The sequence below is a fragment of the Mycoplana sp. BE70 genome (assembly GCF_031455855.1).
Lineage (GTDB): Bacteria > Pseudomonadota > Alphaproteobacteria > Rhizobiales > Rhizobiaceae > Mycoplana.
In genome coordinates, this window is record NZ_JAVDTM010000011.1 from 18,913 (window position 1) to 33,572 (window position 14,660).

A 14,660-nucleotide genomic window follows, 5' to 3' on the forward strand; every position below is an offset into this window, starting at 1 on the left:
GCTCCCGCTCTCGTTCGGCCGGATCAGTCAGCGGCCGAACCCGGTTCGGCCATCTTGCGATGCTTCTCGGCGAGAATGCTCGCGGGTGTAATGTTGGCCACCGCCGCCTGCAGCTTGTTCTTCCAGCCACTGACGACGTCGCCCTCACCGTCCATCATCGCATCGTAGCCGATTTTCGCGACGTCGGCCGCATCGTCTTTCTTCGCCTGGCCGATCGCGGTGTCCATCAGTCGGGCGCGTTCGAAGAAGCGGGTCTCCGTCGCCCCGGGCATCAGGCAACTGACGCTGACGCCCGAGCCCTGGAGTTCCTCGCGCAGCGCGAAGGAGAAGCTGTTGATGAACGCCTTCGTAGCGTTGTAGACGGCCTGATAGGTGCCTGGCATGAAGCCGGCAATCGAGCCGGTGAACAGGATCCGCCCGTATCCCTGGCTGCGCATGAGATTGCCGATACGCTGGGCCAGGTAGATCGTGCCGGTGATGTTGGTATCCACCACCCGCCGCGCTTCGGCAAAGTCCTGGTCGAGAAAACCCTCGCCGAGCCCGCGGCCGGCATTCGCCATCAGGAGGTCGATCGGCCGGTTCGCCGCCTGCACACGATCGACCAGCCGCTCGACGCCCTCCACCGTCGCCAGGTCGGCCTCGACGGCCTCGACCGACACGCCAATGTCGCGAAGCATCGCCGCCGCCTGGTGAATTTCCGGCTCGTCCGCGGCAATGACGAGGTCATAGCCCTCCGAGGCCGCGCACTTGGCGAGTTCGCAGCCGATGCCGCTCGAGGCACCGGTGACGATGGCAAGACCTTTCTCGGTCCGGTTCGTGTTCATGGCAGTGCTCCTTCAGGGCTTGAGAACGACCTTGACGCAGCCGTCCTTCTTTTCCAGGAATGTCTTGTAGAGATCGGGCCCGTCTTCCAGGCTGCCGCGATGTGTGATCACGAAGGAAGGATCGATCTCGCCTCTCTCGATGCGCTCCAACAGCATCGGCAAGTAGTGCTGAACCGGCGTCTGGGCCATGCGGAAGGTCAGTCCGCGGTTGATCGCGGAACCGAATGGAATCTTGTCCAGAAAGCCGCCGTAAACGCCGACGATCGAGACGGTGCCGAAGTTGCGGCAGCAATGAATCGCCTGGCGCAGCACGTGCGGGCGGTCCGTACCCATGAAGGTCGCGACCTTGATGCGGTCCCAGCGCGCATCCCAGCTCGCCGACGGATCCGACTCAGTCCCGACGGCATCAATGCAGGCATCCGCCCCTCGCCCCCCGGTCAGCTCCATGATGCGATCGTAGACATCCTCGTCGAGATAATCGAGCGTTACCGCCCCGGCGGAGGTCGCCAGCGTCAGCCGTTCGGGGACGCTATCGATTGCAATTACGCGCTCGGCGCCGAGCAGGAAGGCCGAGCGTATCGCCATCTGGCCGACCGGACCGCAGCCCCAAATTGCGATCGTGTCGCCCTCCTGGATGTTGCAGAAGTCCGCGGCCATGTAGCCGGTGGGGAAGATGTCGGACAAAAACAGCACCTGCTCGTCGGTCAGTCCCTCCGGCACCTTGGCCGGCCCGACGTCGGCATAGGGCACCCGCAGGTATTCGGCCTGGCCGCCGCTGTAGCCGCCGAGCAGATGCGAGTAGCCGAACAGGCCAGCTGGCGAGTTGCCCCACATCTCGGTGACTTTCTCGCGATCGGGATTGCTGCGCTCACAGCCGGAAAAATAGCCGCGCCGGCAAAAGAAGCACTCGCCGCAGGCGATCGTGAACGGCACGACGACGCGGTCGCCGACCTTGAGCTTCCTGTTGTCCTTGCCGACCTCGACGACCTCGCCCATCGTCTCGTGGCCCATGATGTCCCCGCTGTGCATAGACGGGATGATGCCGTTGTAGAGGTGCAGATCCGATCCGCAGATCGCGCAGGCCGTCACCTTGATGATGGCGTCGCGCCCGTCCTCGATGGTCGGGTCGGGAACGCTTTCGCAACGAATGTCATGCTTGCCGTGCCAGGTCAGCGCTTTCATGGTCGCCTCCTTCGATGTTTGGCTACTCCAACACGCCGACCGGCAATCGGTTCCCCCAGAATGGGTGCCAGGACGGCGCGCGCGTCAGAAGGGTTTTTCGGCAGCGCCGAGGGCTCCCTACAGGAGCGACAGTGCATCCTCGACCGAGCCGCCGCTTCGAAGCTGAATATGCCGCGGTCCGAACATCTGCATCAGGCCGAACCCCGTGAAGCGGCCATGGGAGCGCGGTTGTTCCAGCGGTTCGCCTGGGCGAACCGACGCGGTCGGTACCCTCGCGGCTCAGCATTTCCGCGCAGCTGCTCGGCCGTTGTCCAGTTCGAGCTCATCGCTCGTAAAGGCCGGTAAGGGTCGCTTCCGCAACGCTGTGCTTGCGGGCTGCCGCCCACATCGACGCGGCATCAACCGCGTCCGGCAGGCCAAGCCGCGCGACGTCAAGGGCGGCGAGCCGGAAGACATACCGATGCGGTCCGCTGCCCGGTGGCGGCTGGGGGCCGTCGTAGCGCACATTGCCGAAATCGTTCTTGTGGAAGCGCGACCCGTGGTCCGGCGCGGTGTCGGCGCTTGCCGGCAGTTCGGTCCAATCCGACGGTATGTTGGACAACCCGAAATGCCGGAACGTTCCGCGGGGTGCATCCGGATCCTCGATGACCAGCGCGAAGCTGAGCGTGCCTTCCGGCGCGCCCGTCCATTTCAGCGGCGGACAAAGGTTCTCGCCCATCCGCGTGTACTTGAGAGGGATTGTCCCGCCTTCGGCGAAGGCGGGACTCATCAGCGTAAACCCCACTGGAGCCTCCTGTTCGGTCGAGCTCTAGTGCCCGCGCCGCTTGCGATGCTCGCTTTCGCCCCGCTGCTCGAGGTCGCGTTCCTTGGGAAGGCCCGCTTGGCCCACTTGCGACTGCTTCAGGTCGGCCGAGACGTCGAAGTCCGCACCTGCTATTTGTGTCTTTCTACTTTGCATGTCACTCTTCGCGTGAGGACCGCAGACTGTGGGTCGGCGGTCCTGCTCGTCACGTTTGGTCGGTGCTTCGGCCCATCGAACCCGTCGAGCCCATCGTTCCAGCCGAGCTTCCGGTCGCGCCGGTGGTCGTGCTTGTGCTGCCCGTCGAGCCGGTCGCGCTCGTGCTTCGGTTCGAGCCTGACGTGCCGGTCTGCGACTTTGCCCAATCGCTGTCATTGCGGGTCTTGACGCGCAGGTTGTTCTGGACGTTGGAGACGCCCGAGATTGCTTCGGCGCAGTCTTCGGCGCGGCGTTTGTCCTGGCGGCTGGAGACGTGTCCGCTCAGGGTGACTTCTGCGTTCGACACCTTCACCTCGATATCGCTAGCGTCGAGATAGGGATCATCGCTCAAGCGGTCATTGACATCCTCTTCGATCCTGGAATCGGAGCGGGTATAGCCGCGCGGGCCCTTGCCGCGATGCTGGTCCATCCGCCGCCGTCGGGCCGCGTCCTCGTCGCCGAACCAGGAAGCCACTTCGTCGCCGGCGCGATCCATGAAGCCGCGGCGATTATCATAATCCCGATCGTAATCACCGCCACGATTGTAATCGTCGCGGTAGCCGCCCGCGCCGCGGCCCTGGGTGCCGTAGTAGCCGCCGCCGTAGCGGTCACCGTAGCCGCCACCGCTCATGCCGTACCTGCCGGCGGAATAGCCGTAGCCGCGGTCGTTGTAGCCGAGATCGTCACTGGTCCACATATCGCGGTCGCCGCGATCGAAGTCCGAACCGCGCCAGCGGCGACCTTCTCCCCGCCCTTCATCAGAGGAGCGCATTCCGCCTTGGTAGCCGCCGCCCTGCCGGCGGCCCTGCTGGCGCCCATCGCGGGAACGGTTTCCACGATCGTCGCGCATATCCTCATACCAATCGTCTGCCATCGGAATTTTCTCCTTGTCTGGATGAGTGGGGCAGAACCGCGCAGAGAACCAAAAGTTCCCAATGCAAACGTGTCCATCGCGAACAGGGCGGGCAGCGTCAATGTCCCCGCCCAGCGCTTTCAATCTGGGCGCGACAGCGGACGGCGGGACCGATCAAGGATCGAATTCCCGCAGCTTTATTGGATAGTCGTCATTCGTGAGGCAGTTCATCGCCCGGCCTTGTCGCACCATGTTCGAGTTCAGCCATCGGACGGTGCGCGCGCCTGGGGACCGCCATCGCCGGCGGGATCTTCTGGCTGAACCAGGCGACCGTGTGCTCCAGCCCTTCGGCCAGGACTACCTTCGGCTCCCAGGCGAGCAGTTCCTTAGCGCGCGAGATGTCGGGGCGGCGGCGCTTCGGATCGTCGGTCGGCAGTGGCCTATGCACGATCTTGGACCGTGTCGGCACGCGAGCCAGCACCATCTCCGCCAGTTCGGCGATGGTGAACTCGCCGGGGTTGCCGAGATTGATCGGCAGGCCCGGATTGGGCTCGACGTTCATCAACCGTATCAGTCCGTCGACGAGATCGGAAACGTAGCAGAAGGAACGCGTCTGCTGTCCGCTGCCAAAGATCGTCAGCGGCTCGCCGCGCAGCGCCTGCACGATCAGGTTGGAGACGATCCGACCGTCATCCGGCTGCATCCGCGGTCCGTAGGTGTTGAAGATACGCACAACCCGCGCATCGACCGAGCCGGCCCTCAGGCTGTCGAAGCAGAGCGCCTCGGCGGCGCGTTTCCCCTCGTCGTAGCAGGCACGCGGACCTGTGCAGTTGACATGCCCCCAATAGCTCTCGTCCTGCGGGTGCTGCTCCGGGTCGCCGTAAATCTCGCTGGTGGAGGCGAGCAGGAACGCGGCTTGGTGCTGCACGGCAAGCTTGAGCAGGTTGGTCGTACCGGCAACGCTGGTCAACATCGTGTGGATTGGGTCAGCCTGGTATCGCGGCGGCGAGGCGGGACAGGCGAGATTGTAGATCTGGTGCAGCGGCGCGATCATCGCAGCCAACGGCTCGCAGATATCGTGACGGACCACCGAAAAGCGCGGATGGTTCTGTAGTGGCGCGATATTTTCGAATGATCCTGTCAGGAAACTGTCGACGCAGACGACGTGGTGCCCAAGCCCCAGAAGCGCGTCGCAAAGATGAGAGCCGAGGAAACCGGCACCGCCTGCGACGAGCACGGTCTTGCCGCCGAAAGCATTGGGTCGCTGCAACATCGGAACCTTCCTTCTATACCTGCGTCTGTCGGGATTGCCGTGAGAGCCTCTGCTTTTCTCTCAGGCCCAGGCATTGGAGCGCCGAGGCGAGCTCACGCGCACGGACCTGACCGGTATGACGACGGAGCACGCAGGCGCGCGCCCGCGCTGCAAGGTCTTGCCTCCGGGGCTCGTTTATCGTCGTGAGCGCACGAACCACATCGGCGGTATCGTCGACGACCACGACCGCTGTGCCGAACAACTCGTCGAGGCCGCGCCAGAAGTCGCTGATGAGCGGCGCTTGGCAGGCCGCCGCCTCGAACAGACGCACGCTCGGCGACCAGCCGGCAGCGACCATGTCGGCGCGGGTGACGTTCAGCGTGAAGCGCTGGCGGCTGTAGAAAGAAGCGTGCTGCGCCGGCGGCAGGTGTTCGATCCGCTCGACATTGCCCGGCCAGTCGATGGTGGCGGGGTATTGCGGACCGGCAACGACGAAGCGCATCTGCGGCAACCGACGGGCCGGCTCGATCAGCAGGCGCTCGAGCACGGGTTGGCGGTCCTCGCTGTAGGTGCCAAGATAGCCAAGGTCCCAGCACGCCGCTTCGCCGCTGTGGCGATAGTTCTCCGCGTCCACGGAACAATAAAGGGCGATCGCACGCCGGGCGCGGTATACCCGCTCCAGCCGCTCCAGAACCGGGCCGCCAGTAAAGGAAAGATAGAGGTCGAAACCGGGGATTTGTCGTCGCGCCAGATAGGTCTCGTCGGCCCGGTCGAGTTTTGCCAGCGTCACGGGCGTGTCGATGTCATAGAAGCAGAGACCTTCGCTTCGCAGGGCATGTAACGCATCGATGATGCGAACGCCGTCCGGCAGGTAGGAGCCGACCACCACCGAATCGGCACTCGCCAGCCGGTTCGAAAAGCGCGCCAGCAGGTCCGGCAAGTCGCAGTAGAACGAAAGCGCGCAGAACCCGGGGGTGGCGAGGTCGCGATTTTGCGCATACCAGGGGACGTCGCGTTCGAGGAAAAGCAGCCGATGCCCTTCCGCATCCAGCCCCTTCAACAGGGCCCGGTATGTCGTGGCGTGGCCGTTGCCCCAGGAGGACGAAAGCGACAGGCCGAGAACGACGATGTCGAGCGGTTTTGTCATTCAGCCGCCTCCCGTGTTGCGAGCATCTCGAGAAAGCGGTCGACCTCGGCTGCGCGCTGCTCGTAGGTGTGGTGTCGCAACACATGCTGCAGCGCGGCGGCGCCTATTTCGGCAGCCCGCTCTGGCGTCAGTTGCGAGAGGATCTCTTCGACGTCGTGACCGTCGCGGGCGACCAGCACCTCCTTGCCGGGTTCCAGGAAACGCTCGATCCCTTCCCAGGCGTCTGTGATGAGGCAGGCCCCGGCGCCTGCCGCCTCGAAGACGCGGGTCGCCGGAGAGAAGCCGATCTTCGCCATGTCCTGCCGCGAGATGTTCAGGACCGCGAGCGGCGAGGTGTTGAGGGCGTTGTGGTCGCGGGTCGGCACGTGACCGAGGTAACGGACGTTGGGCGGCATCGACTTGTCCTGCCAGCCGCTGCCGCCGAGCAGGAATCGGCGGCGGTAAAGGCGCCTGGCAGGCTGCAGGAAGAATGTGTCCACCCGTGCCTCCCGGTCTGGGAGCCGATTGCCCAGAAAAGTGAGGTCGGCGGCAAATTGCGGCTTCGGCGGCACTGGCCGATGCGTTTCCGGATCAAGCGCATTGTAGATCGGCACGCAGAGCTTGGCACCGACCTCCCGATAGGCCTCGATCACAGGCTCGCCGCCGCCGTAAGTGAGCACGGCATCGAGGCCGGGAAGCGCGCGCCGCAACGGATTGGCGGGGTCAGCCCGCACAGCGGCGAGCGTCGCAGGCGCGTCGACGTCCCAGAACAGCTTCAGTGCGCCCGGCCGCGCTGCGGCAATCAGACACTTCAGCAAAAGGTCGTCCTCGAAGCCGACGCCGCTCGCCTTGACGACGACGTCCGCTGCGGCCGCCTCCGCGGCAGCCACCTTCAGCGCCGGCACGGTGCCCGGATAGACGGCGACGCAGCACCAGTCGGGCGGATCGATATCTCGATTGTCCTGCCGATCAAAGACGTCGGGCTCGTAGAAGGTGATCGCGTGGCCCCGCGCGGCAAGCGCGCGCAGCAGCCCCCGGTAGTAAGTTGCAGCCCCATTCCAATAGGCCGACAACAAACTCGAACCGTAGAATGCAATCTTCATGCGGCCGTCTCCCGTAGTGGCGTCCTGCCGAGCCCGGCGATGATCGATAGAAGCTCGTCGACGCGGTGCCGGCAGGTATGCCGCGCACGAACGGTCTCAAGTCCGGAAGCAGACAGCGCCGCGGCGAGATCCGGGTCCGAGAGAATTACGCGAATGTGCCGCGCCATCTCGCCTTCGCTTCGGGCAAACAGAAAGTCCTGCCCCGGCCGGAACAAGCCTTCGCTGTCCTGCCACGGTGCCGAGACCAGCGGAATCCCGCAGGCGAGTGCCTCGAAGACGCGGATCGTCGGGATCCCGGCAAGGGCCTGAACATAGGGCCGGCGTGGAATATGCACGGTGAGGCGGCTGCCGGCGAACGCGCGCGGGACTTCGGCGTTGGCGATCCAGCCGCCGTAACGGACGCCGGATCTCTTAAGCAGTTCGATGGCTTCGGCGGGATAGCGCACCCCGCGCACGGCGGCCCGGATGCCGAGTTGCCGGACCGGTCCGACCAGGTAGGCCATGATCTCGTCGCTGCGCTCGTCATCGCCCCAATTGCCTACCCAGAGGAGGTCGTCCGTCCTTGCGATCTCGGGAACCGGCCGGAAGAGGTGATCGTCCGCCGCCTCGTGCCAGGTCACGACCTGCCGCCCCCAGCCGGCACTGAGATAGCGCTGACGAAGCGTTTCGCCGAAGGCCAGCACCAGGTCGTAGTCGCCGAGATCGAGATGGGCGAGTTCGCTGCCGCGGGACACGGCGCGGTGATGGGTGTCGTGGAAGACCAGCAAGAACCGGCTGCCGTCGCGGCGAATTCGGCCGAGCCGGCCCACCAGCGCCGGATCGTTCCACTCATGCATCACGACGACATCGGCGTCATCCGTCTCCGCCTCGTGGTCGAACGCTGCATCATAAATTTTCGAGCGAAGACCCGGAAAGGTGCGATGAAAGGCGGCAATCGCTCCATGGCCCTGGTCAGCAATGAGGTTACGCCGGCTCCAGGAATTCGCCGGCTCCAGCGCCACCGCCTCGTGCCCACGCAAGACCAGTTCGCGCATCACCCCGCGCAGGAAATGCGCGTTGCCGTGGTTCCAGTCCGAAATCAGCGAGTGCGTGTAGAAAACAAATTTCATGGCCTACTCCGCCGCCTCGATCCTTTGCGGGCGCTCCAGCGCACGGGCATAGACGTCGAGCGCCTGCCGGCATTGATGCTCAAGAGAAAACTGCAGCGCCCGTTCGCCTGCATGCTGCGCAAGTCGGCTCCTGAGGCGGGGATCGTCTGAAAGTCGGTCGACCGCGGCGGCAATCGCGCCTGGATCTTTCGGATTGGCGAACAGCGCGGCCCCATCCCACAGTTCCCGGTAGGTCGCGATGTCGGCGAGCACTAGCGCCGCGCCCTTGCGTGCCGCTTCCAGGGCCGCAAGTCCGAACGGCTCGTACAGCGACGGCGAAACGAAGATCGCGGCGCTTTCCATCAGCGCGGCCACCTGTGCATGCGGGAGTTCGCCGAGCACTCGCGCGTGGGCAACTTCAAACCGGCTGCCCTCTGGCCCCGCGAACGCTCCGGCCATCAGCACGGGGGTGCGGCACTGTGCGGCCGCCCGGTCGAGCGCTGCGCCGTTCTTGCCCTCGTCCCACCACCTGGCGGCGGCCAAGGCGAAGGCTTGCCTCGGACGCTGCTCGACCGGCAAAGCGCAGGCGTTGTGGAGCACCTCCAGCCGCGCCACGGGGCCGTAGCACCGCCGAAGCGCGTCGGCATGGCTGCGGCTCGGCGCGATCACGACGTCGGCCCTTTCGAAGCCGTGCCGGTTGCGGCGCTCGTGCCACGCCCAGCTCTCCGGCACGCCGCTGCCCCGCACGGCCTCGAACCAGGTGACGACGCAGGAATGCGACACGGCGACGACCGGCACCGAGACGTCGAGCCCGGCCGCCTGTGACGGCGCATTCAGGTGCACAAGGTCGATCGCAAAGGCCCGGACAAGCCTTTCGATCAGTGCGGGGATGCGATCGAGTCTCTCCTCCCCCTCGCCGGTCCAGTCGAGATCGGCGTCGAGCCACACGAGCGTCCCGATCGCCGATGCTTCTGCCGCCTGCACATCGGAAGGGGGTGGACCGAAGCCGGCGAAAACCACGGCGCAACCTTCCCGGCGCAGTCCGCCGGCGAGGTCCATGGCGTATCGCCAGACGCCGCCGACCGCGTCGACGCTCATCAGCACGCGGCAGCCTCGGGCGCGATCGCCGCACCCGGTCGCCTGCCGGTCGATTCCGGATCGGGCGTTCATGCAACGCCCCTCCTGTGCTGCATCTCCGCCGGGTTTGGACGGCTGGCGCGGATCCAGTCGCACAGGTCGGAAAGACCGGGCCGCCAGCCGATCCGAGGCCGCCAGCCGATGGCTTTGCAAAGCGCTCGCGTGTCGGAAACGTAGTAGAGCTGGTCGCCCGGTCGCCATGCCCGGTGCTCGCAGGCCACGGGATGGTGGAGCAGGGTTTCGATTTCGTTCAGGAGGCTTCGGAGGCTGACGGCGTTCTCCGGGCCGCCGCCAAGGTTGAAGGCGCGTCCGGCGAGCATGCCGATCTCATCCAGTACCGCCCGGTAGGCGCCCACCGCGTCCCTGACGTGCAATACGTCACGCACCTGCCGCCCGTCGCCGTACAGCGTGATGCTTCGGCCACTGATCGCGCGCCTCAGGAAATGGGCGACCCAGCCCTGGTCCTCGGTGCCGAACTGGCGCGGGCCGTAGATGCAGCTCATGCGAAGCACCGCGGTCGGAAGCCCGAAACTCGTCGCGTAATCGAGAACATATTGGTCCGCCGCGCCCTTGGAGCAGCCATACGGCGTGCAAAAGTCGAGCGGGCGATCCTCGCCGACGCCGTGGATGCGGATCGCCTCGTCGGTCGGCTGGTATTGGTCGCCCGCCTTGGCAACACCGAGGTCGCCGAGCGCGCCATAGACCTTGTTGGTGCTGGCAAAGATGACGGACGCGTTCCGACCAGCCTTCCGCGCCGCCTCGAGCACATTGAGTGTTCCGAGGGCGTTGACTTCGAAATCCTCGAGCGGGTGCGAGAGGCTGGTCGTCACTGCCGTCTGTGCGGCGAAATGGAAGACAGCACGCGCATCTGCAAATGCTGGTTCGATCGCCGCTGCGTCGCGGATGTCGGCGATGACGGGATGCACGCGTGCGCCGTGCCGGGTTTTCAGCCAGTCGAGGTTTTCCTCGGCGCCGGCGCGGCTGAGATTGTCGAGCACGATAACGTTCTCGCCGTCCGCGAGGTAGCTGTCGGCCAGATTCGAGCCGATGAATCCGCTGCCGCCGACGACAAGGACCGGAGCCGTCCGTCCGTTGAAAGCCGGCCGCGACCCTGCCTTGTCGCGCGTTGCGTGTGAAAGGTTTCTGCCCGTCATGAAACCAACCCCCGTTCTTCCAACTGCCGCCTCATCTCCGGCCCACGGTCGACGGCACCGCTTGTCCGAGCCCAAAGGGCGAAGTCCTCCAGCGATCGTTCGAGCATGTGCTGCGGATCGAAACCGAGCAGGCGTTTGGCCTTTGAGATATCCGCAAAGCAGTTGCGGATATCTCCGCTGCGCGCCTTGTTGGTGATTTCCGGGGCGATGTGCGGCACCGCCATTTCCCGCGCCAGCAACCTTGCGACCTCTTCGATGGAATAGGATTGCCCGCTGCCGATGTTGATCGCTTCGCCTGCCGCCTGCGGCTCCTCCAGCGCCTGCCGAAAGGCGCGGGCGACGTCGCGCACGTGGACGAAGTCCCGTCGCTGGCGGCCATCCTCGAAGAGGATCGGCGGCTGGCGGTTGGCGAGGCGCGATGCGAAGTTCGCAAGCACCCCCGTGTAGGGGTTGGCAAGCGCCTGGCCGGCGCCGAACACGTTGAACAGCCGCAACGCCACGGCATCGATGCCGTAGGTTCGCCCGAAGATCAGCACCTGGCGTTCCTGCGCGAATTTGGTGAGAGCATAGATCGATTGAAGATCAGCCGGCTTCGCCTCGTCGGTGGGAACCGGTGTGACCGCGCCGCCATTCGGTCCGGTGGGATCCCATCCCAGGTCAACGGATCGACCGCGTGAGCAGCGCACGACCTCCAGTCGCTCCCCCGTTTCGCTCACGTAGCGGCCCTCGCCGTAGACGCTCATGGACGAGGCGACAACCACGCGCTCGATCGGAAGGCCGATCATCGCCTCGAGCAGCACGGCCGTCCCGAGGTCATTGGTACCGACATAGCGCGAGATTTCATACATCGATTGGCCAACGCCGACCTCGGCGGCGAGGTGCACCACCTTGGCGACGCCCTCGAGCGCCCGGCGCACCGCACGGCCGTCGCGCACGTCGGCGCGGATGATCTCGGCCTCCTCGGATACATCCGTCTGCGCGTCCTGGTGCACCTGCGCGATAAGGGCGTCCAATATCCGTACTTCATTCCCGTGGGCGAGGAGTTCTTCGACGACATGGCGGCCGATGAAGCCGCAACCTCCGGTGACGAGTATCCGTGCCATGGCAGGTCCTGCGTGTTAGGTACAAACGTTATAGATGCGCCACAACAACGGTATCCCGCGAATGTTCCATTCAGGGTTCTTTATAGTGGCCGTGCCGCCCGGCCGTGGGAACCCTTCGGTTTCCGTCGCGTTGGCAGAGTCCTATCCTCAAAGCGGATGTCGCGAATGAACCGGAATACGGAAGTCCCGTCGCCCTGCGATGCCGACGACGATCGAGTTTCGAGAGTGCTGGACCGCAATATTGACGTCCTCCTCTCCCGCCAGGGCGCTGCGGAAAGTGCGATGACGCTGCAGACGCGCGTCGCCGATGCGATAACCCGCTTCGTCGGGAGTATGACTTTCGTCTATATCCACCTGACGGCAGTGGTGCTTTGGGTGTTGGCAAACCTCGGCTGGTTTCCGCCGGTGCCAATCTTCGATCCGTCCTTCGTGATGCTCGCCATGGTGGCCTCCGTGGAGGCGATCTTCATTACGACGTTCGTGCTGATCAGTCAGAATCGCATGATGGAGGTGGAAAGTCGGCGCGCAGACCTCAACCTGCAGATCTCTCTCCTCGGAGAGCACGAGACCACGCGCCTGATCGCCCTCGTCTCGGCCATTGCCGAACGGCTCGATGTTGAGACTGACGTCAAGCCCGAGGAACTGGACGACCTGAAGCAGACCGTCTCTCCGGAAGCGGTCCTCAACCGCATCGAGCGTAAGCGCAAGGCGGACTGAGGCGGACAAGCGCCAGCTTCTTTATACCCCGCGGGAACCTGGCAGCCACCTTCGAGTTATGAGCGCATTCGGACAGGGCGTGCGAGCGGAGGGACCTGCCATGAACGTGTCCACAGTGCTGCGCGATATGAGGGCGGCGATTGTCACCAGTCCGGGCCGGATGAAGGTGGAGAGATTACCGATCCCTGAACCCGGATCGGGTCAGGTCCGCATTCGGCTGGAAGGCTGCGGTGTTTGTGCCTCCAACCTCACGCCCTGGGCTGGTCCGGAATGGATGACATTCCCGACCGATCCCGGCGGACTCGGGCATGAGGGTTGGGGAAGGATCGATGCCGTCGGCGAAGGTGTGTCGGACGTCGCAATCGGCGAACGCGTCGCCGCCCTCTCCTATCATGCCTACGCCACGCACGACCTGGCCGATCGGTCGGCGATCGTGCCGCTGCCGCCGGCGCTCGACGGCATGCCGTTTCCGGGCGAGCCGCTCGGCTGTGTCATGAATATCCTGCGCCGCAGCGCGATCGTTCCCGGCGAGACGATCGCGATTGTCGGGATCGGCTTTCTCGGCGCGCTTCTGACGCAGCTTGCGACCGCGGCCGGCGCGCACGTCATCGCTATATCCCGCCGCTCCTCGGCGCTGGCGCTCGCCGCAAGGATGGGCGCAGTCGCCTGCATCCCGATGAATGACCATGCCCGCGCCATCGGTGAAGTCGGCGACCGCACGGGCGGTCGCTTTTGCGATTGCGTCGTCGAGGCCGTCGGCAAGCAGTGGCCGCTCGATCTTGCCGGCGAGTTGACGAAGGAGCGCGGCCGGCTGGTCATCGCCGGCTATCACCAGGATGGCCCGCGGCAGGTCAACATGCAGCTTTGGAACTGGCGCGGCCTCGACGTAATCAACGCGCATGAGCGCGATCCTGCCGTCTACGTCCGCGGAATGCGCGAAGCCCTCGATGCGGTGGTCGCTGGCCGTCTGTCCCCCCTTTCCCTCTACACGCACACCTTCCCGCTCGAAGAGCTGGATACAGCGCTTGACGTGACGCGCGATCGTCCCGAGGGGTTCGTCAAGGCGCTGGTGGACTGCTCATGAGCGAAACGGCAAGCAGCGTCGGCGGTGTTGCGTCCCGCCCCTTGCGGCTCGGCTTTACCGGCGTCGGCTGGATCGGCCGCCACCGCATGAAGGCAATGCTGGAGACCGGTTTTGCGGAGGCGGTGGCACTTTGCGACCCGGCCTCCGCGATGATCGAGGAGGCCTTGGCGATCGCACCGCTTGCGACCGTCGTTCCTACCTATCGGTCGATGCTTGAACAGGGGTTGGACGGCATCGTGATCGCCACGCCGAATGCGTTCCACGCCGAGCAGGCGATCGCCGCGCTCGACAGTGGCTATGCGGTGTTCTGCCAGAAGCCGCTGGCACGATCCCGGAAGGAAACCCTTGCGGTGATCGAGGCGGCGAGGCGGTCGGATAGGCTTCTGGCGGTGGATTTCTGTTACCGGCACACCGCCGGCATGCAAGCATTGCGGGAGATGGTGTCCGTGGACCGGCTCGGCCAGATCTTCGCCATCGACCTGACCTTTCACAACGCCTACGGTCCGGACAAGGACTGGTTCTACGACAGGGCGCGAGCGGGCGGTGGATGCGTGATCGACCTTGGCGTCCATCTGGTCGACCTGGCGCTCTGGCTGCTCGATTTTCCGGAGGTCGTCTCCGTCGAAAGCCATCTCTTCCATCAATCCCGGCCGATCCACCGCGGTTCAGAAGAAGTGGAGGACTTCGCCGTGGCAACGCTTGCGCTCCGCACAGGCGCCGTCGTGCGCCTTGCCTGCTCCTGGCGGCTCAATGCCGGCCGCGACGCCGTCATCGGCGCGACCGTCTACGGCTCCGAAGGCGGCGGCGCATTCCGCAATGTCGACGGTTCGTTCTACGACTTCGTGGCCGAGCGCTTCGACCGGACATCGACGACGACGCTGACATCAGGTCCGGACGACTGGGGCGGCAGGGCGGCGGCCGATTGGGTACGCAGAGTTTATGGTGGCGCCTGTTTTGACGACTCGTGCGTTGAGTTCGAAGCGGTGGCGCGGGTCGTCGATGCCATCTACGGATGATGATCTTAGGCACAATCAAGCACG

The 14,660-nt window shown here is 65.1% G+C and carries 15 protein-coding genes; 3 read left to right on the forward strand and 12 right to left on the reverse strand.

Annotation, left to right across the window (positions count from 1 at the left end; all coding sequences use genetic code 11):
- Window positions 1–23: 23 nt before the first annotated feature.
- From J2Y48_RS19545 to J2Y48_RS19600, 12 genes are all read right to left on the reverse strand, one after another.
- On the reverse strand, window positions 24–824 hold the full coding sequence (locus tag J2Y48_RS19545) for an SDR family NAD(P)-dependent oxidoreductase (protein ID WP_310421324.1): 801 nt from the start codon (window positions 822–824) through the stop codon (window positions 24–26).
- 12 nt (window positions 825–836) lie between these two features.
- Entirely contained in the window at window positions 837–2,006 is a 1,170-nt protein-coding gene (locus J2Y48_RS19550; RefSeq protein WP_310421326.1) for a zinc-dependent alcohol dehydrogenase, read from the reverse strand.
- A 322-nt stretch (window positions 2,007–2,328) separates the two neighbouring features.
- A complete protein-coding gene (locus J2Y48_RS19555) occupies window positions 2,329–2,790 on the reverse strand; it encodes a YbhB/YbcL family Raf kinase inhibitor-like protein (protein ID WP_310421327.1) in 462 nt (153 codons plus the stop codon).
- Between the two features lie 24 nt (window positions 2,791–2,814).
- Window positions 2,815–2,964, reverse strand: coding sequence for a hypothetical protein (locus J2Y48_RS19560; RefSeq protein WP_310421329.1), 150 nt, complete (start codon window positions 2,962–2,964; stop codon window positions 2,815–2,817).
- Window positions 2,965–3,013: 49 nt separating this feature from the next.
- On the reverse strand, window positions 3,014–3,775 hold the full coding sequence (locus tag J2Y48_RS19565) for a BON domain-containing protein (protein WP_310421567.1): 762 nt from the start codon (window positions 3,773–3,775) through the stop codon (window positions 3,014–3,016).
- A 292-nt stretch (window positions 3,776–4,067) separates the two neighbouring features.
- Window positions 4,068–5,129: an SDR family oxidoreductase gene (locus J2Y48_RS19570; RefSeq protein WP_310421331.1), complete on the reverse strand. Its 1,062-nt coding sequence runs from the start codon at window positions 5,127–5,129 to the stop codon at window positions 4,068–4,070.
- 13 nt (window positions 5,130–5,142) lie between these two features.
- A complete protein-coding gene (locus tag J2Y48_RS19575; protein ID WP_310421333.1) occupies window positions 5,143–6,255 on the reverse strand; it encodes a glycosyltransferase in 1,113 nt (370 codons plus the stop codon).
- Complete coding sequence (locus J2Y48_RS19580) at window positions 6,252–7,337, reverse strand: glycosyltransferase (protein ID WP_310421335.1); 1,086 nt, start codon at window positions 7,335–7,337, stop codon at window positions 6,252–6,254. Before J2Y48_RS19580 ends, J2Y48_RS19575 begins: the two co-directional genes overlap by 4 nt.
- Window positions 7,334–8,446 carry a glycosyltransferase gene (locus tag J2Y48_RS19585; protein ID WP_310421337.1) on the reverse strand — a complete coding sequence of 371 codons (1,113 nt, stop codon included), beginning with the start codon at window positions 8,444–8,446 and terminating at the stop codon, window positions 7,334–7,336. Before J2Y48_RS19585 ends, J2Y48_RS19580 begins: the two co-directional genes overlap by 4 nt.
- A gap of 3 nt (window positions 8,447–8,449) precedes the next feature.
- On the reverse strand, window positions 8,450–9,523 hold the full coding sequence (locus J2Y48_RS19590; protein ID WP_405030265.1) for a glycosyltransferase family 4 protein: 1,074 nt from the start codon (window positions 9,521–9,523) through the stop codon (window positions 8,450–8,452).
- A gap of 68 nt (window positions 9,524–9,591) precedes the next feature.
- Window positions 9,592–10,716 carry an NAD-dependent epimerase/dehydratase family protein gene (locus tag J2Y48_RS19595; protein ID WP_310421341.1) on the reverse strand — a complete coding sequence of 375 codons (1,125 nt, stop codon included), beginning with the start codon at window positions 10,714–10,716 and terminating at the stop codon, window positions 9,592–9,594.
- Window positions 10,713–11,819, reverse strand: coding sequence for an SDR family NAD(P)-dependent oxidoreductase (locus J2Y48_RS19600; RefSeq protein WP_310421343.1), 1,107 nt, complete (start codon window positions 11,817–11,819; stop codon window positions 10,713–10,715). Before J2Y48_RS19600 ends, J2Y48_RS19595 begins: the two co-directional genes overlap by 4 nt.
- A gap of 165 nt (window positions 11,820–11,984) precedes the next feature.
- On the opposite strand from J2Y48_RS19600, the gene J2Y48_RS19605 reads away from it, so the two are divergent.
- The 3 genes from J2Y48_RS19605 (at window position 11,985) to J2Y48_RS19615 (ending at window position 14,636) form a co-directional block, all read left to right on the forward strand.
- Window positions 11,985–12,536: a DUF1003 domain-containing protein gene (locus J2Y48_RS19605; protein ID WP_310421345.1), complete on the forward strand. Its 552-nt coding sequence runs from the start codon at window positions 11,985–11,987 to the stop codon at window positions 12,534–12,536.
- Between the two features lie 100 nt (window positions 12,537–12,636).
- Entirely contained in the window at window positions 12,637–13,620 is a 984-nt protein-coding gene (locus J2Y48_RS19610) for a zinc-binding dehydrogenase (protein ID WP_310421347.1), read from the forward strand.
- A complete protein-coding gene (locus tag J2Y48_RS19615) occupies window positions 13,617–14,636 on the forward strand; it encodes a Gfo/Idh/MocA family oxidoreductase (RefSeq protein WP_310421349.1) in 1,020 nt (339 codons plus the stop codon). The genes J2Y48_RS19610 and J2Y48_RS19615 overlap by 4 nt, the downstream gene beginning before the upstream one ends.
- Window positions 14,637–14,660 lie beyond the last annotated feature (24 nt).

Bases quoted from the DNA above. Each gene is read 5' to 3' on its own strand.
- J2Y48_RS19545 (WP_310421324.1), bottom strand. From the start codon at position 824: ATGAACACGAACCGGACCGAGAAAGGTCTTGCCATCGTCACCGGTGCC.
- J2Y48_RS19605 (WP_310421345.1), top strand. From the start codon at position 11,985: ATGAACCGGAATACGGAAGTCCCGTCGCCCTGCGATGCCGACGACGAT.
- J2Y48_RS19575 (WP_310421333.1), bottom strand. From the start codon at position 6,255: ATGACAAAACCGCTCGACATCGTCGTTCTCGGCCTGTCGCTTTCGTCC.
- J2Y48_RS19565 (WP_310421567.1), bottom strand. From the start codon at position 3,775: ATGCGCTCCTCTGATGAAGGGCGGGGAGAAGGTCGCCGCTGGCGCGGT.
- J2Y48_RS19560 (WP_310421329.1), bottom strand. From the start codon at position 2,964: ATGCAAAGTAGAAAGACACAAATAGCAGGTGCGGACTTCGACGTCTCG.
- J2Y48_RS19570 (WP_310421331.1), bottom strand. From the start codon at position 5,129: ATGTTGCAGCGACCCAATGCTTTCGGCGGCAAGACCGTGCTCGTCGCA.
- J2Y48_RS19580 (WP_310421335.1), bottom strand. From the start codon at position 7,337: ATGAAGATTGCATTCTACGGTTCGAGTTTGTTGTCGGCCTATTGGAAT.
- J2Y48_RS19610 (WP_310421347.1), top strand. From the start codon at position 12,637: ATGAACGTGTCCACAGTGCTGCGCGATATGAGGGCGGCGATTGTCACC.
- J2Y48_RS19590 (WP_405030265.1), bottom strand. From the start codon at position 9,523: ATGAGCGTCGACGCGGTCGGCGGCGTCTGGCGATACGCCATGGACCTC.
- J2Y48_RS19600 (WP_310421343.1), bottom strand. From the start codon at position 11,819: ATGGCACGGATACTCGTCACCGGAGGTTGCGGCTTCATCGGCCGCCAT.
- J2Y48_RS19615 (WP_310421349.1), top strand. From the start codon at position 13,617: ATGAGCGAAACGGCAAGCAGCGTCGGCGGTGTTGCGTCCCGCCCCTTG.
- J2Y48_RS19595 (WP_310421341.1), bottom strand. From the start codon at position 10,716: ATGACGGGCAGAAACCTTTCACACGCAACGCGCGACAAGGCAGGGTCG.
- J2Y48_RS19550 (WP_310421326.1), bottom strand. From the start codon at position 2,006: ATGAAAGCGCTGACCTGGCACGGCAAGCATGACATTCGTTGCGAAAGC.
- J2Y48_RS19585 (WP_310421337.1), bottom strand. From the start codon at position 8,446: ATGAAATTTGTTTTCTACACGCACTCGCTGATTTCGGACTGGAACCAC.